The 17,052-nt window shown below is 65.1% G+C and carries 15 protein-coding genes; 3 read left to right on the top strand and 12 right to left on the bottom strand.

What is annotated here, in order from left to right; all coding sequences use genetic code 11:
- Positions 1 to 33: 33 nt before the first annotated feature.
- From miaB to murJ, 9 genes are all read right to left on the bottom strand, one after another.
- Complete coding sequence (miaB, locus tag AC1RUR_RS19075) at positions 34 to 1,431, bottom strand: tRNA (N6-isopentenyl adenosine(37)-C2)-methylthiotransferase MiaB (protein ID WP_492846700.1); 1,398 nt, start codon at positions 1,429 to 1,431, stop codon at positions 34 to 36.
- 137 nt (positions 1,432 to 1,568) lie between these two features.
- On the bottom strand, positions 1,569 to 2,249 hold the full coding sequence (locus tag AC1RUR_RS19080; protein ID WP_492846702.1) for an HAD family hydrolase: 681 nt from the start codon (positions 2,247 to 2,249) through the stop codon (positions 1,569 to 1,571).
- A 196-nt stretch (positions 2,250 to 2,445) separates the two neighbouring features.
- Positions 2,446 to 2,901 (bottom strand): Fur family transcriptional regulator, encoded by a 456-nt coding sequence (locus AC1RUR_RS19085; RefSeq protein ID WP_008540193.1) that lies wholly within the window; start codon positions 2,899 to 2,901, stop codon positions 2,446 to 2,448.
- A 38-nt stretch (positions 2,902 to 2,939) separates the two neighbouring features.
- Entirely contained in the window at positions 2,940 to 3,425 is a 486-nt protein-coding gene (rimI, locus tag AC1RUR_RS19090; RefSeq protein WP_492846704.1) for a ribosomal protein S18-alanine N-acetyltransferase, read from the bottom strand.
- Entirely contained in the window at positions 3,422 to 4,117 is a 696-nt protein-coding gene (tsaB, locus tag AC1RUR_RS19095) for a tRNA (adenosine(37)-N6)-threonylcarbamoyltransferase complex dimerization subunit type 1 TsaB (RefSeq protein ID WP_492846706.1), read from the bottom strand. Before tsaB ends, rimI begins: the two co-directional genes overlap by 4 nt.
- Positions 4,118 to 4,198: 81 nt before the next feature.
- Positions 4,199 to 4,768, bottom strand: coding sequence for a NifU family protein (locus tag AC1RUR_RS19100; RefSeq protein WP_492846708.1), 570 nt, complete (start codon positions 4,766 to 4,768; stop codon positions 4,199 to 4,201).
- Positions 4,769 to 5,038: 270 nt separating this feature from the next.
- A complete protein-coding gene (locus tag AC1RUR_RS19105) occupies positions 5,039 to 5,533 on the bottom strand; it encodes a universal stress protein (protein ID WP_492846710.1) in 495 nt (164 codons plus the stop codon).
- Between the two features lie 109 nt (positions 5,534 to 5,642).
- The gene (gene trpS, locus AC1RUR_RS19110) at positions 5,643 to 6,695 is read right to left on the bottom strand and encodes a tryptophan--tRNA ligase (protein ID WP_492846712.1); all 1,053 of its coding nucleotides are present in this window, start codon (positions 6,693 to 6,695) and stop codon (positions 5,643 to 5,645) included.
- Between the two features lie 111 nt (positions 6,696 to 6,806).
- Complete coding sequence (gene murJ / locus AC1RUR_RS19115) at positions 6,807 to 8,342, bottom strand: murein biosynthesis integral membrane protein MurJ (protein WP_492846714.1); 1,536 nt, start codon at positions 8,340 to 8,342, stop codon at positions 6,807 to 6,809.
- 124 nt (positions 8,343 to 8,466) lie between these two features.
- Between murJ and AC1RUR_RS19120 the strand changes: the two genes are divergently transcribed.
- The gene (locus tag AC1RUR_RS19120) at positions 8,467 to 9,468 is read left to right on the top strand and encodes an adenosine kinase (protein ID WP_492846716.1); all 1,002 of its coding nucleotides are present in this window, start codon (positions 8,467 to 8,469) and stop codon (positions 9,466 to 9,468) included.
- A 279-nt stretch (positions 9,469 to 9,747) separates the two neighbouring features.
- Here the strand turns inward: AC1RUR_RS19120 and AC1RUR_RS19125 are convergent, their stop codons facing one another.
- Positions 9,748 to 10,941, bottom strand: a complete 1,194-nt coding sequence (locus AC1RUR_RS19125) for a serine hydrolase domain-containing protein (RefSeq protein ID WP_492846718.1) — start codon at positions 10,939 to 10,941, stop codon at positions 9,748 to 9,750.
- Between the two features lie 347 nt (positions 10,942 to 11,288).
- On the opposite strand from AC1RUR_RS19125, the gene AC1RUR_RS19130 reads away from it, so the two are divergent.
- Positions 11,289 to 11,609, top strand: coding sequence for a hypothetical protein (locus tag AC1RUR_RS19130; protein ID WP_211395159.1), 321 nt, complete (start codon positions 11,289 to 11,291; stop codon positions 11,607 to 11,609).
- Positions 11,610 to 11,776: 167 nt separating this feature from the next.
- Positions 11,777 to 13,270: an NAD-dependent succinate-semialdehyde dehydrogenase gene (locus AC1RUR_RS19135; protein WP_492846720.1), complete on the top strand. Its 1,494-nt coding sequence runs from the start codon at positions 11,777 to 11,779 to the stop codon at positions 13,268 to 13,270.
- Between the two features lie 185 nt (positions 13,271 to 13,455).
- Here the strand turns inward: AC1RUR_RS19135 and AC1RUR_RS19140 are convergent, their stop codons facing one another.
- Both AC1RUR_RS19140 and AC1RUR_RS19145 read right to left on the bottom strand, forming a co-directional pair.
- Complete coding sequence (locus AC1RUR_RS19140; protein WP_492846722.1) at positions 13,456 to 15,672, bottom strand: SLC26A/SulP transporter family protein; 2,217 nt, start codon at positions 15,670 to 15,672, stop codon at positions 13,456 to 13,458.
- A gap of 448 nt (positions 15,673 to 16,120) precedes the next feature.
- Positions 16,121 to 17,035: a phosphoribosylaminoimidazolesuccinocarboxamide synthase gene (locus tag AC1RUR_RS19145; protein ID WP_492846723.1), complete on the bottom strand. Its 915-nt coding sequence runs from the start codon at positions 17,033 to 17,035 to the stop codon at positions 16,121 to 16,123.
- Positions 17,036 to 17,052: the final 17 nt, after the last annotated feature.

Genomic DNA, 17,052 nt, shown 5'->3' on the forward strand with positions numbered 1-17,052 from the left:
GAAGGCGAATCCGATGCGCTTTTTGGCAAGGGTTCAGGCTCCCGTGGCGATGGTTGATAAAGCGGGCTCGCGCGCGGTGCGCGGTGTGGCGAGCTCGCCGAGGAAGCTGTAGCGCTCGAGGCTGTCGATCCGGACCGGCAGGATTTGTCCGATGATGTCGGGCGAGGCCATCACATGCGCAGGCTGGAGGAAGGCGGTTCGGCCGACGATCTGGCCGTCCTTGCGGGCCGGACGCTCGAACAGCACGTCGACCGTTGAGCCAATCGCAGCCTTGTTGAAGGCCGATTGCTGGCTGTCGATCAGTTCCTGGAGCCGCTCCAATCGCTGGTCCATCTCGGAAGGGGACACCGTCTCCTGCATGTCCGCGGCCGGCGTTCCCGGCCGGGCGGAGTATTTGAACGAATAAGCCGCAGCGTAGCCGATTTGCGTGACAAGCGCGAGGGTGGCGAGAAAATCTTGCTCGCTCTCGCCGGGGAAGCCCACGATAAAATCTGATGAAAAAGCAATGTCTTGGCGCGCGGCCCGGAAATGGTCGATGACACGAAGATAATCATCGGCGGTATGTTTCCGGTTCATGGCCGCCAGAATCCGGTCCGAGCCCGACTGCACCGGCAGGTGCACGAACGGCATCAAGGCCTCGAGATCGCGATGGGCCGCGATCAGACTGTCATCGACGTCGCTTGGATGGCTGGTCGAATAACGCAGCCGCGCGATGCCGGGAATTGCCGCTAGATGTTCGAGCAGCCGGCCGAGCGGCCAGGTTTTTCCGTCGGGTCCGTCGCCGTGATAGGCGTTCACGTTCTGCCCGATCAGCGTGAGCTCGCGCACGCCGTTGTCGGCAAGCCGCTTCACGTCGTCGACGATCCTTGCCACAGGACGCGACACTTCCGCGCCGCGCGTATAGGGCACCACGCAGAAGGTGCAGAACTTGTCGCAGCCTTCCTGCACCGTGACGAAGGCGGAAATGCCGCGGGCGCGGATCGCATCGGGTTTCGGCTGCGCGAGGAAGCCGAACTTGTCCGCGGCCGGAAATTCGGTCTCGATCGCGCGGCCTTCGTCGCGCGCGCGCTTCAGAAGCTCCGGAAGGTGATGATAGCTCTGCGGACCGACCACGACGTCGACGACGGGCGCGCGGCGCGCGATCTCGCTACCTTCGGCCTGCGCCACGCAGCCCGCGACTGCGATCTGCATCGTCCGGCCGCCGCGTGCGGCCTCGTTCTTGGCGACGCGCAGGCGCCCGAGCTCGGAATAGACCTTTTCCGACGCCTTCTCGCGGATATGGCAGGTGTTGAGGATGACGAGGTCGGCGTCCTCGGCGTTGGCCGTCTCCACGAATCCTTCCGGGGCCAGCGTGTCCACCATGCGCTGGGCATCGTAGACGTTCATCTGGCAGCCATAAGATTTGATGTGCAGCTTGCGCGGCGGCGTCATGGAACCCGGAATGGAGGTGGAGGACGGCCCTCAGATATAGGTTGGAGGGGGGAAAATCCAGCGAATGGGGGTCGTTGGGCCGTCATTCCGGGCGAGCGCCAGCGTGAGGTGCCGAATCCAGAGGTTTTGCCCCCAAATCAGCCCGTCAGGGCGTCCGCCTCGACGCGCCGGACCAGCTCGGGCAGCTGATGCATGTCGGCAAAGGTCAGGTCGGCGCCGGCCTGGCGCAGGGTCTCGTCATGACCGGCCCCACAATGGCTGCCACCGTAAAAGCCGAACACGGTCATGCCGGCCGCGCGCGCCCCGGCGATGCCGGCCAGGCTGTCCTCGATCACGACGCAACGTTCGGGCGGCACGCCCATTTCGCTGGCTGCGAACAGGAACAGGTCCGGCGCCGGCTTGCCGTTCTTGACCTGCGAGGACGAGAAGATGTTTGGCGCAAGGCGCTCATGGAGGCCGGTGCTCCCCAAGCTTACCTGCATGCGCTGATGCGAGCCGCTCGAGGCAACGCAGACAGATTGCGTCACGACGTCGAGCACGTCGTGAATGCCGCGGATCGCTTCGAGGTCGGCTTCGAATGCGCGAAACAGCTCGTCCTGAAGATCGCCGTGATAGGCCTCGGGCAGCTTGCGACCGAGTTCGGTCTCGATCTCGAGATTCGCCTGTTTTGTCGAGCGGCCGAGGAAGCGCGTGAACACCTGCTCGGATGTGATCGGATAGCCGTGCCGCGTCAGCACATCGGCATGCGCGCGGCAGGAGATGACCTCGCTGTCCACGAGCACGCCGTCGCAATCGAAGATGATGAGGTCGATGGACATCAGTTCGCGGTGAGATTGAGATGACTTGGTGCGGTGCGGACGGTGCCACCTCTCCCAAAGGGAGAGGTCGGCGCGAAGCGCCGGGTGAGGGGATCTGATCTCTCGTGGGACCGGAGGCCCCTCACCCGATTTGCTTCGCAAATCGACCTCTCCCCGTTGGGGAGAGGTGAAGAGAGGTCACCGAAAGCTTTGCCCATCAAGACGTCGGCTTGTCGTCGTCGAGTGGGACGCAATAGAGCTCGAGCCGGTGGTCGACCAGCTTGTAGCCGAGCTTGCGGGCGATCTCCGCCTGCAGCTTCTCGATCTCCTCGGAGGTGAACTCGATCACCTTGCCGTCGCGCAGATTGATGAGGTGGTCGTGGTGGCTGTCGCGCATCGTCTCGTAGCGCGCGCGGCCTTCGCGGAAGTCATGCCGCTCGATGATGCCGGCATCCTCGAACAGTTTTACGGTGCGATACACGGTCGAGATCGAGATCTTGTCGTCGACGGCGACGCAGCGCCGGTACAATTCCTCGACGTCGGGATGATCGACAGCCTCCGCCAGCACGCGCGCGATGACGCGGCGTTGCTCGGTCATGCGCATGCCGGTGGCGGCACAGCGCGCCTCGATGCCGGAGGCCTTGGATGCGGCGGAAGCTTTAAGTCCGGTCATGTGTTGTCTGCCTGACGGGGCGCTATCTGCCATCAATATTACGACAAGTCACGTCGCATCAGAAGGGCGTTCAATTGTTCCCCGTTCGGCTGCTTATAGTAGCGTTCGCGGCGTCCGACCACCATGAATCCGGCTCGATCGTAGAGCCGCCGCGCCGGCTGGTTATTTTCCTCGACTTCGAGAAATATCGTGCGCACGCCGCGCCCGGCGAGATGACCGAGATGGGTCATCAGCAGGGTGCGGGAGAGGCCGCGGCCGCGATGGGCCTGGTCGACCGCGATCGAGAGGATCTCCGCTTCGTCTGCGCCGATCCGCGACACCGCAAAGCCGATCGTCTTGCGACCGAGGCGCAGCCGATGCACCAGCGTATTGCGCTCGCTGAGCATGGTCTCGAACTCGCCTTCGCCCCAGCCGTGCGCGAACGAGGCGCCGTGAAGCTGCGCGAGCCGCACGGCATCACGCGCGGAAGCGGGCTCGACGGCGGCCGTGCCGCCGCGCCACCATTCCGACAGCCATCTCATCATGGGGTTGCGGCTTGAGCCGCGAGCGGCGGCTGTGCGGCCGGCTTTGCATCGGGCGCCTTCAGATAGAACGGCCGCGCCGGATTTGTCTCGGGATCGGCGGCCGCGCCAAGCCATGCGACCCAGCCGATATCGGGCGCGGCCTGCGCGTCGACCGCGACGGGTTGCGGTGCATCCTTCGGCCAGCGATCGGCGAGGATGTTTGCGGCGTTGCCGACCAGATGCGGCGCGCCGAATTGCGAGGCCGCGATCGCCTCGTCGATGGAAGCAACGGCCGGCCGCACCAGCTGGCTGCCGTCGCCGGCGACGATCTGGAAATAGACGTGATCGTGCCGCGCATCGATCGCCGAGATCACCGGTGCCGATTTGCTCTGGCCGACGACGGCGGCCGCGTAGGCCGACAACGTCGTCAGCCCGACGGCCGGCCGCTTCGCCGCGAGCGCAAGGCCGCGGGCGGCCGAGATGCCGACGCGCAGGCCGGTGAAGCTGCCGGGGCCGATTGTGACGGCGATGCGGCCGAGCGCGGTGAAGGCGAGATTGGCCGATTGCATCACGCGCGCGATCATCGGCATCAGCGCCTCGGCATGACCGCGCTTCATGAGGAGCTGCTCCTGCGCAAGCAGCTCGCCGGCGTCGGTATCGAGCACGGCGGCCGCGCACGCCTCGAGCGCGGTATCGATGGCAAGGATCAGCATGGAAAAGCGGTTGGCGGTTGGCGAACAGCGAATAGTCTAGCCGATCGGAATCCTATTCGCCATTCGCTACTCACCTACCGCTCACATCGGCCGGACTTCGACCACGTCGGGCACGAAGTGCTTGAGCAGGTTCTGGATGCCGTGCTGGAGCGTCGCGGTCGAGGACGGGCAGCCGGCGCAGGAGCCCTTCATGTTGAGATAGACGATACCGTCCTTGAAGCCGCGGAAGGTGATGTCGCCGCCGTCGTTGGCGACGGCGGGCCGCACGCGGGTCTCGATCAGATCCTTGATCATGTCGACGGTCTCGGCATCGGACTCGTCGAAGAACTCGTCCTCGTCGTCGAGATCGGCAGCGCTCTGAGCTGCGCCGTCGGCGAGCAGAGGCGCGCCGGACATGTAGTGCTCCATGATGGCGCCGAGGATCGCGGGCTTGAGCTGCTGCCATTCACCGTTCGCTTTGGTCACGGTGATGAAGTCCGATCCGTAGAACACGCCGGTGACGCCGGGCACCTCGAACAGCTTTTCGGCCAATGGCGACTGCGCGGCCGCTTCGCGGCTCGCGAATTCCATCGGGCTGCCGTCGACCACGGTGCGGCCAGGAATGAACTTCAGCGTGGCGGGATTGGGGGTGGCTTCGGTTTGAATGAACATGGTTTTCTCCAGACGTCGCCGGTTCAAGGCCGGCGCGTGGCCTATTTCCTAGCAGATGGCGACGGCGAACGCACGATCAAGGGGACGTGGGATATTAGTTCAAGATTCTCAGAGGGTTGAGCTCCGCTTACCCTCCCCTGGAGGGGAAGGGTCGATTGCGCGAAGCGCGAGCGGGGTGGGGTGATCTCTCCACACGGGCACTGTTCGATGAGGATAGACCGTCACCCCACCCCACCCCGCTTCGCGTGTCGCTTCGCTCCGTGCAAAGCGCTACGATAGCGAATCCACGCTTTCGTCGCTGAGTGCGCCGGAAATGACCGTCACCGGCACCGGAAACGTGCCCAGCGTATGCGCCAGCAGGTTGACCAGAGGTCCCGGCCCCTCTGCGCCGGGGCTGGCGGCGAGCACCAGCATGGCGATGTCGGGGTCCTCGTCGATCACCGCGAGCAGCTGCTCCATCGCCGCGCCTTCTCGGATCACCCGTTCCGGCGTGATCGCGGCGATGCCGTTGGCACGGCCGGCGGCGTGGTCGAGTGCGGCTTCCGCAGCCTCACGCGCTTCGGCGCGCATGATGTCGGCGACACCAAGCCATTCCTGGGTCTGTTGTTCAGGCTCGATGATGCGCAGCATCACCACGCCGCCGCCGGCGCGGATCGCCCAGCGGCTGGCGTAATAGACCGCGCGGTCCCATTCGGCGGTGTCGTCGACGATGACGAGGCATTTGGGCTTGTGACCCGGCTCGAAGCAAAGTCGCTTGCTGGTCATGCATGTTCCGGCGTGTGCACAACTGGCATGCTGCCACACTCCCTGTTCGATTGGGAGAGGGGACGTCGGCCGACGCCGTAGCATCGGCCAGACTTCGCAGCAGCGATCGTCAGCGCCGGCGGATGAAGCCGACGATGTCCTTCGAGAGCTTCATGGTCTCGTCGGCGATGGCGCGGGCCCGGTCGGCACCCTCGTTCAGGATGGCGTCGATATGGCCGGGGTCGGCGACAAGGCGCTTCATTTCGCCGGCGATCGGCGCGAGCTTGGTGACGCACAGCTCCGCCAGCGCGTTCTTGAAGCTGGAGAACTGCCCGCCGCCGAATTCCCTGAGCACGTCCGCTTTGGGACGGCCGGAGAGCGCCGCGAAGATGCCGACGAGATTGTCGGCCTCGGGACGCGCTTCCAGGCCCTTTTCCTCTGACGGCAGCGGCTCCGGATCGGTCTTCGCCTTGCGGATCTTCTGCGCGATGGTGTCGGCATCGTCGGTGAGGTTGATGCGCGAATTGTCAGAAGCATCCGACTTCGACATCTTCTTGGTGCCGTCGCGCAAGCTCATCACGCGCGTCGCCGGTCCCGTGATCAGGGGTTCCGGCAGTGGGAAGAACAGGCCGTCATTGGCACCGAGGTTACGGATCGAGTCGCCAAAGTCGTTGTTGAACTTCTGCGCGATGTCGCGCGAGAGCTCGAGATGCTGCTTCTGGTCCTCGCCGACCGGAACGTGGGTGGCGCGGTAAAGCAGGATGTCGGCGGCCATCAGCACGGGATAGTCGAACAGACCCACGGACGCGTTCTCGCGGTCCTTGCCGGCCTTCTCCTTGAACTGGGTCATGCGGCCCAGCCAGCCCATGCGCGCGACGCAGTTGAAGATCCAGGCGAGCTCGGCGTGGCCGGAGACCTGGCTCTGGTTGAACACGATGTGCTTGTTCGGATCGATGCCGCTGGCGATGAACGCCGCGGTCACCTCGCGGGTGTTGCGCGCGAGCTCGGCCGGTCCGCCCCAGACGTCCACGCCCTGCGTGATCGCGTGCATGTCGACGACGCAATAGATGCAGTTGTGGGTTTCCTGCATCTTCACGAAGTTGACGATCGCGCCGAGGTAATTGCCGAGGTGCAGATTGCCCGTCGGCTGGACGCCCGAAAAGACCCGTTCAACGAATGGCATGGCGAGTGTTCCTGGATGTATTCGGGCCGTCGTTTCCAACAGCGGCGCTGCCCCGTCAAGGGTAATTCCACCTCTCCCATGGGAGAGGTGAAGACCCGGCCGACGGACGCTCTAATGTGCGGGCCGCCTGAATGCGGCAGCCGCCTCGCGCCAGGAGGCCGCGCCGAGGGTTTGCAGGAGCAGGCCGTAGACGGCGATGCCGGCCGCGATCTGCACGCCCAGAACGATGAATTTGACGAGGCCATGCGCTTCGGCAGGCGCCAGGCCCGCGGTCAGCCAGAGCAGGGCGCCCATGGCGGCAGCGGCGAGCCCGATCCGCGGCAGCCGCTTGCGGGCGCTCGCGTCGATCGAGAAGCCGAATTCGGCCGTGCCCTTCCGCAGCAACGAGAGCGCGCTGCTCCAGGCCCCGGCCGCGATGCTTGCGGCGATCCCGCTCGCGCCGAAAAAATGGCCGAGCAGCACTGCGAGCGCGATCGCGACCGCAAAGCCTTTGGCCGTTGCGAGCAGCGGCGTCATCGTGTCGCTGCGGGCATAGAACGCCGGCGACAGCGCCTTGATCAGCACGTGGGCCGGCAGGCCCAGTGCCAGCCACATCAGCGCGCGCGAGGTGGCCGCGCTGTCATCGGCGCTGAAGGCGCCATGCTCGAACAACAGCCGCACGATCGGCCCGGCCAGCACGATCAGGCCGAGGGTTGCCGGCAGCGCCAACCCGGCTGCGAGCTCCAGCGCGCGCGATTCCGCATGCGCCACCGCGTCGCGGTCGCCGCCGGTGACGGCGCGCGTCAGCTCCGGCACCAGCACCGTGCCCATGGCGACGCCGACGATGCCGAGCGGCAGTTCGATCAGGCGATTGGCGAAGTAGAGCCAGGAGACGGCGGACGGCGTGGCGGATGCGATGATCGCGCCTGCCACCATCAGCCATTGCGGGCCTGAGCTCGCGATCATGCCGGGAATCGCCTTGGCGAAGAAGCCGCGCATCTCCTTGTCGAAGCTGACGCGCAACGGGGTCGCAAGCCGTCCACTGCGCTGTGACAGCAGCATGGCGAGCTGCAGAAGGCCGGCGATGCCGACGGTCGCCGCCAGCATCCACGCGGCGGAGGTTGCATCGGCGTGCCAGACGAGCAGCACCGCAATCGCGGCGATCAGGGCGATGTTGAACAGCAGCGGCGAGAACGCGGTGAGCGCAAGGCGCCCTCGCGCGTTGAGCAGCCCCATCAGCACGGTGACGGGGCCGGCGAAGGCAAGATAGGGCAGCATCAGCCGCGCGTTTTGGACGGCGAGATCGAGCGTGGGGCTTCCGAGAAATCCCGGCGCGATCACCGTGATGATCAGCGGCATCACCAGCGCAATGACGGCCGAGATCGCGATCAGGGCCGCGCTGACCGTGCCGAGCACGCGTCCCGCGAAGGCGGAGGCGGCTTCCGCGCCATCGCGGTCACGGACGCGCAGCCAGGCCGGGATCAGCGCCGCGTTCAGGGCTCCCTCGCTGAGCAGCCGCCGCACCACGTTGACGAGCTGGAAGGCGGCCAGAAACGCATCCGCCACCGCGCCGGTGCCGAGCAGGGCCGCAATCAGGGAATCGCGGGCAAAACCGAGCAGCCGCGAGGCCAGTGTTCCCGTCGAGACGGTCAGGAAGGAGCGGATCATTGCTCTTTAATAATACCGTTGCTTGCCCGTGCCGGCCCGGTCGTGATAGGCCGCGAGCCAGATTTCAGGCCGACAGGAAGCGGATTTTCCCGGCAATCGCAATCCGGCAAGAGGATCAAGGTGAATGGCTGACGTGAAATATGACGTTCTCGGGATCGGCAATGCGCTGTTCGACGTGCTGGTCAAGACCGATGAGGCTTTCCTCGCCAAGCATGGCATGACCAAGGGCAGCATGTCGCTGATCGACGAGGCGCGGGCCGCCGCCATCTACGGCGACATGGGCCCGGCGACGGAAGTCTCGGGGGGATCTGCCGCCAACACCATCGTCGGCATCGGCAGCCTCGGCGCACGTGCCGCCTATGTCGGCAAGGTCAAGGACGACCAGATCGGCAAGCTCTACGTCCACGACATCCGCTCAGCCGGCGTCGCCTTCAACACGCCCGCCGCCAAGGACGGCCCCGCCACCGGCTGCTCCTACATCCTGGTCACCGGCGATGGCGAGCGCACCATGAACACCTATCTCGGCGCCGCGCAGGATTTGTCGCCCGCCGACATCGACCCGGCCGAGATCGCGGGCGCCGGCATCGTCTATCTCGAGGGCTATCTGTGGGACCCCAAGAACGCCAAGGAGGCCTTCGTCAAGGCCGCCAAGATCGCCCATGACGCCAGGCGCAAGGTGGCGCTGACGCTGTCGGATTCCTTCTGCGTCGATCGCTATCGCGACGAGTTCCTGTCCTTGATGCGCAACGGCACCGTCGACATCGTCTTCGCCAACGAGTCCGAGCTGCATTCGCTCTACATGACCTCGGACTTCGACACCGCGCTGAAGCAGCTGCGCAATGACGTCAATCTCGGCGTGGTCACCCGCAGCGAGAAGGGCTGCATGGTGGTTTCGGCTGAAGACGCCGTCGCCGCGCCGGCCGCTCCCATCGCAAAACTCGTCGACACCACCGGCGCCGGCGATCTCTTCGCCGCCGGCTTCCTCTATGGCCTGGCGCGCAACCTGCCGTACAAGCAGTGCGGCGAGCTCGGCGCACTCGCGGCGGCCGAAGTGATCCAGCACATCGGCGCACGTCCGCTTGTGTCGCTGAAGGAGCTGGCCGAGCAGCGCGGGCTGACGGCGTAACGCTCGCCTCTTTCTCCGTCATTGCGAGCGAAGCGAAGCAATCCAGAGTCCCTCCGCGGCGGCAGTCTGGATTGCTTCGCTACGCTCGCAATGACGAGCTTGTGGCACGCGCTTCCCACACTCTCCGCTGTCATCGCCCGGCCTTGACCGGGCGACCCAGTACGCCGAGACGTCAATGGTTTATCGAGAAGCCGCGGCGTACTGGATTCCCCGCTCCAGTGCGCAAGTGCGCACAAGGCGGGGAATGACAGTCGTCGTCTGGCGAGGTGGCTCAGCCTCTCACGCCGCCTTCTGCCCGCTCCCCGCATCGAGCCCGGCATAGACGCCGCGCTCGAATCCGGCAAAAGCTTCCAGGCACTTGCCGTCCGCGAACGGCAGTAGCTGCATCAGGATCACGCCGGTGACGTCGCGCGCAGGATCGATCCAGTAATAGGTGTTGGCGAGGCCCGCCCAGGCGAGGCTGTTCGGGCTGCGGCCTTCCGGCGTCTTGGCGGTGTTGATGAGGAAGCTGAGGCCCCACTTCTTCACCTGGTCCGGATAGAGATCGACGTCGTTGGTGTACATCGGCGCCACCGAAGTCATCTTGGTGACGTTGAGATCGCCGATATGGTTCTGCCCCATCGTCGCGACCGTCTCGGCCTTCAGCACCTGGTTGCCGTTGCCGCGGCCCTTGTTCAGGATCATCTGGGTGAACTTGATGTAGTCGGCCGCGGTCGCATAGAGGCCGCCACCGCCCATGCAGAATTCCGGATTCTGTTCGAGCTCGAACGGGATCGCGGCAAGCTGGCCGTCCTCGCCGCGCGCATGCATGCCGACCAGCCGCTCACGCATGCTGTCGGTGATCTTGAAGCCGGTGTCAGACATTCCGAGTGGGGCAAAAAGATTGTCGCGCAGATAGGCATCAAGCCGCTTGCCGCTGACGGCTTCCACCGCCTTGCCGACGAAATCGATATTGGTGCCGTATTCCCAGCGTGTGCCGGGGTCGGAGGCGATCGGCGTCTTCAGCGCGGCGTTCTGGCAGGTGATGATGCCGGGCGTTCCGGTCTTTTCGAGATAAGTGCCGATATTGCCGTTCCACATGTCGTAGCAGAAGCCGGCGGTGTGGGTCATGAGCTGGCGCAGCGTGATCGGCCCCTTGGCCGGCCGCAGCTTCGGCTCGCCCTTGGCATCGAAGCCTTCGAGCACCTGCGGCTGGGCGAGATCGGGCAGCACGTTACCGATCGGCGCGTCCAGCGACAGCTTGCCTTGCTCGACCAGTTGCATCGCGCCCGCTGATGTCACCGCCTTCGTCATCGAGGCAATCCAGAACACGCTGTCCGCCGTCATCGCGGCGGGCTTGGACAGATCGCGCTTGCCGAACGCGCCTTGATACAGCACGTCGTTACCGCTGGCGGCGACGGCCACGACGCCGGGAATCTCCTTGGTGTCGCTTGTCTTACGCAGAATCTCGTCGATCTGGGCTTGGCTTCGCATGCGCGTTTCCTCCGGTTTGATTATTGTTGGAAGCGGTCGATTGTCCTCCCACATGCCCCGCGCGGCAAGCGCGGCCATGGGCCGGCGGCGGTCGCGATGTCGTGACTTGACGGCCTGCGCCTCACGCAGGACGACAAGGCGGCCGAACTGCAACACTCCGTCACAAACTGCGGTGGATGGCCGCAACCGACCGTGACCGTGGATGGGCTCTGGCGATATGTTTCGAGCGTTTGAAGCACTTGAAACATTTTGTGCGATGCGGCGTTCAGCACTCGGCCCAATCGACGGCCGACGTTAAGACTTGATGCAAATTTGGTGGCCGCCACCGGCCGCGAGGGGGACCTCAGATGATTTCGACCTGGAGCGAATGGAAGCGCTATCCCCGTCCCGGACGGGGCGAGAATCTCGAGGCGCCGATCTCGCCCGGGATCTATGAGGTCCGCATCGCCGGCACCGGCGCGCTTTATTCGTTCGGCGCGGTCGACAATCTGGCGCAGGCGCTGGCGTTGCTGCCGGTCGGCTCAAAATCCTGGTTCGGTCGCCGCAACGCGTCCGATGTCCCCGATCTCGAATACCGGACCTGTGCCACCTCCTCGAAGGCCGACGCCAAGGCCGCCGCCGAGCGCATGATCGGCCGGCGCGAGACCTATATGAGCGGCGCGGCGTAGAGCATGATCCGGAAAAGTGTGCAGCGGTTTTCCGAAAAGATCATGCTCAAACAATAAGATCGCCGCTCTCTCTTTAGCTACAGGCAGCTGTGCGTTGCGGGACGGTGCATTGCGCGCCGGCTGTCCCTATATTCCGGGCCGATCCGATCATCCCAGGGAGCAACGTCATGACCCCAACCGCCGCCGCACGCGCCCAGCACGCCACCGCCACCCTGCGCGACCGGTTGAAGGACCCTTCGCTGCTGAAGGAAGCCTGCTATATCGACGGCGCCTGGGTCGGCACGCCGGTCTTCGCCGTCAACAACCCCGCAACCGGCATCGAGCTCGCAAAAGTTCCGCAGCTTGGTGCCGACGAGACGACCAAGGCGGTTGAAGCCGCCCAGCGTGCGTTCCCGGCCTGGGCCAAGCACACCGCCAAGCAGCGCTCCAACATCCTGCGCAAATGGTTCGAGCTGATCACCGCCAACCGCGAGGACCTCGCGCTGATCCTCACCTCCGAGCAGGGCAAGCCGCTCTCCGAGGCATTGGGCGAGGTCGATATCGGCGCCGCCTATATCGAGTTCTTCGCCGAGGAAGCCCGCCGCGTCTACGGTGAGACCATCCCGACGCAGCGGCCCGATGCCCGCCTGCTCGCGATCAAGCAGCCGATCGGCGTCTGCGGCGCCATCACGCCGTGGAATTTCCCGAACTCGATGATCACCCGAAAGGTCTCGCCGGCGCTGGCCGCCGGCTGCACCGTGGTGCTCAAGCCCGCCAACGAGACGCCGCTGTCGGCGCTGGCGCTCGCCGTGCTTGCCGAGAAGGCCGGCATTCCCAAGGGCGTGCTCAACATCATCACCGGCGATGCGCCGCCGATCGGCAAGGTGCTGTGCGAGCATCCGGCGGTGCGCTTCGTCGGCTTCACCGGCTCGACCGCGGTCGGCAAGATCCTCTACCAGCAGGCCTCGGTCGGTGTGAAGCGGCTCGGCCTCGAGCTCGGCGGCAACGCGCCGTTCGTGGTGTTCGACGATGCCGACATCGATGCTGCAGTCGAAGGCGCCATCGTCTCGAAATACCGCAACATGGGCCAGACCTGCGTCTGCGCCAACCGCATCTACGCCCAGGACAAGATCTACGACGAGTTCGTGAAGAAGCTGTCGGCGAAGGTCGCGGCGATGAAGATCGGCGACGGCACCGAGAGCGGCGTCACGCAGGGCCCGCTGATCAATTTGAAGGCGGTCGACAAGGTCGAGCGGCACATAGCGGACGCTGTGAAGCGCGGCGCCAAAATCGTCACCGGCGGCAAGCGCAGCGAGCTTGGCCGCTCCTTCTTCGAGCCGACCGTGCTTGCCGACGTCAAGCCGGATTCGCTGGTGGCGCAGGAAGAAACCTTCGGCCCGCTCGCACCCGTGATCCGCTTCAAGGACGAAGCCGATGTCGTCGCGATGTGCAACGCCTCGCCGTTTGGCCTCGCCTCCTACTTCTACTCCCGCGATCTCGGCCGCGTCTGGCGCGTCGCCGAAGCGCTGGAATCAGGCATGGTCGGCGTCAACACCGGCCTGATCACCACGGAAGTCGCGCCCTTCGGCGGCGTCAAGGAGAGCGGCCTCGGGCGCGAAGGCTCGCGTCACGGCATGGAAGAATATGTCGAGATCAAATACGTGATGATGGCGGGGGTGTGAGGCGCCGCTATTACGCCCGTACTCTTCCTTGGTCGTCCTGGCGAAAGCCGGGACCCATTACCCCAGGGAGAAGTTTGGCGAAGATTGGCGGTGCGGTACTTGTACCGTTCGCAATCGATAGACCTCGCGGTATGGGTCCTGGCTTTCGCCAGGACGACGCCGGGTCTGTGGTCGGGTGACGAGGCCTACCGCCTGAGCACCGCGATCGTCCGGTTCGCAAATGTCAGCCGCTCGGCCATGACCGACACGAAATAGGTCAAGAGCTTGTGGCTGAGCGCGGGGTCCTCGGTCTTGATGGCGTCGAACTGGTGCGTGTTCAGCACATACAGCACGCTGTCGACCTCGGCCTGGATGGTGGCGCTGCGCGGCGTCCGTGACACCAGGCCCATCTCGCCGATCGTGGTGTAGCGGCCGAGGCTGCGCACGCGCGTGGTGCGGTCGTCCTCGGCAGGAATCATGATGCCGACGCGGCCGTCGAGGATGAAGTGCATGGAATCGGCGGGATCGCCGGCCTGCACGATGATGTCGCCGGCTTCCACCTCGAGGCGCTGGCAGCGGCGGATCAGCTCGTCGGCGTCATCGTCGCTGTCGAGAATGCCCGCGAACCAGTCGTGCAAGCTTGCCGTTTCCTGCGCCAGCCCCGCATGCTGCGCAATGAGCTCGTTCTCACACCACTCCAGGGCACGATCGAGCTCGGGAATGATGGTGACGCCGTCGCCGACGAAATCGCTTGAGCGCAGCACCTTCTCCGCCGCGGCCGACAGATGCACCAGGATCAGCTCGACGCCGAGGTCACCGGCGCTGCGCTTGATCTGCGCAAAACTGTAGGCCGCCGACGAGTCGACGCCGGTGACCAGCTTGAAGTCGAACAGCAGGTAGCGGCACTCCGGGCGTTCGTGCAGCAGCTGCTTGACATGCTGGTAGAGCCGGTTGGCGGAGCCGAAGAACAGGTAGCTCTGGAGGTTGAGGCCCTGGATCTTGCCGCCATGAGCCAGCAGCACCTCCTGGTCGTCGCGCGAGCGGTCGAGCGAGGAGCGATATTCGGCGCCGTCAAAGCTGTATTTGATCGATTCGACCCGCGCCGCGCTGAACGCGAAGGTCGCGCAGCCGATGACCACGCCGATCAGGATGCCGGGCACGAAGCCCCAGACGACGATGATCGCGATGATGGCGACCAGCGACGAATATTCGAGCTTCGAGAGCCGCTTGCGCGACTCGATGAGCCATTTGTGGAGCTGGTCTGCGCCGAGATAGAGCAGCAGGCCGCCAAGCACGAATTTCGGCATGAAGCCGAGCAGCTCCGGCGCAACCGCGAGCATCAGCAGTGACAGGGCCGCAACCGTGAGTCCGGACAGGCGTCCGCGCCCGCCGCTGCTGAAATTCAGGATCGAGCGGCTGACCGAGATGCAGCCGGCATAGCCGGCGAGCGCGCCGGTCAGAATGTTGGCGACGCCCGTGACGTTCAACTCGCGCTCAAGATTGGCCTCGCGGTGCACGGCGACCTCGATGCCGGTGGTGTTGAACAGGGTGCTCGATGCCGTAACGAAGATGACGGCGACGAGATTGCCCAGCAGGTCCGGAACCGCAAACCAGGGATAGCGGGCAAGATCATCGGTATGCCAGGGCAGCATGAATGACGCCGGTGGCGGAGGCTGGAAAGTCCAGCCCAAGGCGCGCGCGTTCTCGGTCGAGATGCCCGCGATCCAGAAGGCCAGGTGCGCCACGAGCATGCCGCCGACCAGGATGATCGGCAGTCCGAACGAATTGCGCGAACGATGCCAGGTCAAGTACAGCACCTGCGCCATCGCGCAGGCCGCACCCAGCTCCGAAAGCGTGACGCCGTCGGCAAAGCGCGACAATGTTGCGAGCTGAATCGGATGGCCGGTGATCACCCGGATCGCGCCCATGACGATCAGAAGTCCGGTGGCTCCCAGGAAGCCGCCGACCACGGGGTAGGGCACGTAGCGGATGGCGCGGCCCATCCGCGTCAGGCCCAGTCCGCACAACACGACCCCGGTGAGCACGGTCGACAGCCCAAGCGTGATCAGAACCGGCGCGAGCAGCTGCGTCGACGGATTGACGGCCTCGATGCGTTCGACCAGCGAGGCTGCCAGGATGCCCGTCACTGCGGCGGTCGAGCTGTCGGGGGCGGCAACGGCAAAAGGCAGCGAGCTGCCAAGCCCGATAACGGCCGCGAGCACCGCGGAGCTGATGAAAGTCGCGGCAATCCCGTAGGACAGATAGGGCGACAGCGGGCCTGTGAAGATCAGCAGCGCGTAGGACAGTCCGAATGTGACGGTCAGGACGCTGGCGGCGCTGCCGCCCAACATATCATTCAGCGCACGCTTGAGCGCTGGGCTGACTCGCGGAGCCGGACTGAGAACAATTGCTGGATCGGTCACGCCGTCGCGCTCGCCCCCTGAAAAGTGCCGTTTGAGACGTAGACGACTACGGGCTTAGCGCAACTGGATTCTTGTAACTATGAAGTATCCGACAGTTTTACGGTGAGGATCTGCATTCACGGCGTGTGAATGGTCAACCATACGGTTGAGATAAGAGCCGAAGCTCGTGCCACACCCCCGATGTCATGGCGGGAAGTGGTCCCACGTTCACCGCTGTCATTCCCCGCGAAAGCGGGGAATCCAGTACGCCGCGGCGTCTCCGTGAATCACAGGTGTCTCGGAGGACTGGATCGCCCGGTCGAGCCGGGCGATGACAGTTGAGAGTGTGAGGGAGCTTCGCCCAGCCCGTCATTGCGAGCGCAGCAAAGTAATCCAGAATCCCTCCGCGGAGACAGCCTGGATTGCTTCGCTGCGCTCGCAATGACGGAGCGAGACGCGCCGCCGTTGGCTAAATCTTCAGCTCTTTCCCGGTCACGCGCCGATATGCCTCCAGATACCGCTTGCTGGTCGCATCCACCACGCTCGCCGGCAGCGGCGGGGGCGGGGCGTCGCCGTTCCAGCGGCCGGCGCGGCGCTCGACGTCGAGATAGTCGCGCAGCGGCTGCTTGTCGAAGCTCGCCTGCGGCTGGCCGGGCTTGTAGGCATCGACCGCCCAGAAGCGCGAGGAGTCCGGCGTCATCACCTCGTCGATCAGGATGATGCGGCCGTCCTTGTCGCGGCCGAACTCGAACTTGGTGTCGGCGATGATGATGCCCTGCTCGCGCGCCAGCTCCTCGCCGAGCGTGTAGATCGCACGCGTCATGCTCTCGAGCGTGTAGGCTGTCTCGTCGCCGACCACCTCGCGCATCTTCGCGATGGTGATGTTTTCGTCATGGCCGGTCTCGGCCTTGGTCGCGGGGCTGAAGATCGCAGGATCCAGCTTCTCGCTCTCGACCAGGCCGGCCTTCAGCTTCTCGCCGGCGAGCGTGCCGCTGGCCGCATATTCCTTCCAGGCGGAGCCCGAGAGATAGCCGCGGATCACGCACTCGATCGGAAACACAGTGGTCCGGCGCGACAGCATGGCGCGGCCGAGGATCTCGGCGCGGTGCGGCTGCAAGGCCGGCACGGCGGCAATGATCTCGTCGGTGTCGGCGCTGATCATGTGATGCGGCACCACGCCTTCGAGCTCGTTGAACCAGAAGGCGCTGATCTGCGTGAGCACCGCGCCCTTCATCGGGATGGTCTCGCCCATCACGACGTCGAAGGCGCTGATGCGGTCGGTGGTGAGCAGCAGCAGGCGGTCGTCGTCGACGGCGTAGATGTCGCGCACCTTGCCGCGGCCGATCTTGGGCAGGGGCAGGTCGCTGGAGAGCATGGCGGTCATCGGCAGAGCTTTCGGAA

The sequence above is a fragment of the Bradyrhizobium sp. GW821-FHT12B03 genome (assembly GCF_058807535.1).

What these genes read in the sequence shown, in the direction of transcription:
- miaB (WP_492846700.1), bottom strand. Translation starts at nt 1,431, where the DNA reads ATGACGCCGCCGCGCAAGCTGCACATCAAATCTTATGGCTGCCAGATG.
- AC1RUR_RS19080 (WP_492846702.1), bottom strand. Translation starts at nt 2,249, where the DNA reads ATGTCCATCGACCTCATCATCTTCGATTGCGACGGCGTGCTCGTGGAC.
- AC1RUR_RS19085 (WP_008540193.1), bottom strand. Translation starts at nt 2,901, where the DNA reads ATGACCGGACTTAAAGCTTCCGCCGCATCCAAGGCCTCCGGCATCGAG.
- rimI (WP_492846704.1), bottom strand. Translation starts at nt 3,425, where the DNA reads ATGATGAGATGGCTGTCGGAATGGTGGCGCGGCGGCACGGCCGCCGTC.
- tsaB (WP_492846706.1), bottom strand. Translation starts at nt 4,117, where the DNA reads ATGCTGATCCTTGCCATCGATACCGCGCTCGAGGCGTGCGCGGCCGCC.
- AC1RUR_RS19100 (WP_492846708.1), bottom strand. Translation starts at nt 4,768, where the DNA reads ATGTTCATTCAAACCGAAGCCACCCCCAATCCCGCCACGCTGAAGTTC.
- AC1RUR_RS19105 (WP_492846710.1), bottom strand. Translation starts at nt 5,533, where the DNA reads ATGACCAGCAAGCGACTTTGCTTCGAGCCGGGTCACAAGCCCAAATGC.
- trpS (WP_492846712.1), bottom strand. Translation starts at nt 6,695, where the DNA reads ATGCCATTCGTTGAACGGGTCTTTTCGGGCGTCCAGCCGACGGGCAAT.
- murJ (WP_492846714.1), bottom strand. Translation starts at nt 8,342, where the DNA reads ATGATCCGCTCCTTCCTGACCGTCTCGACGGGAACACTGGCCTCGCGG.
- AC1RUR_RS19120 (WP_492846716.1), top strand. Translation starts at nt 8,467, where the DNA reads ATGGCTGACGTGAAATATGACGTTCTCGGGATCGGCAATGCGCTGTTC.
- AC1RUR_RS19125 (WP_492846718.1), bottom strand. Translation starts at nt 10,941, where the DNA reads ATGCGAAGCCAAGCCCAGATCGACGAGATTCTGCGTAAGACAAGCGAC.
- AC1RUR_RS19130 (WP_211395159.1), top strand. Translation starts at nt 11,289, where the DNA reads ATGATTTCGACCTGGAGCGAATGGAAGCGCTATCCCCGTCCCGGACGG.
- AC1RUR_RS19135 (WP_492846720.1), top strand. Translation starts at nt 11,777, where the DNA reads ATGACCCCAACCGCCGCCGCACGCGCCCAGCACGCCACCGCCACCCTG.
- AC1RUR_RS19145 (WP_492846723.1), bottom strand. Translation starts at nt 17,035, where the DNA reads ATGACCGCCATGCTCTCCAGCGACCTGCCCCTGCCCAAGATCGGCCGC.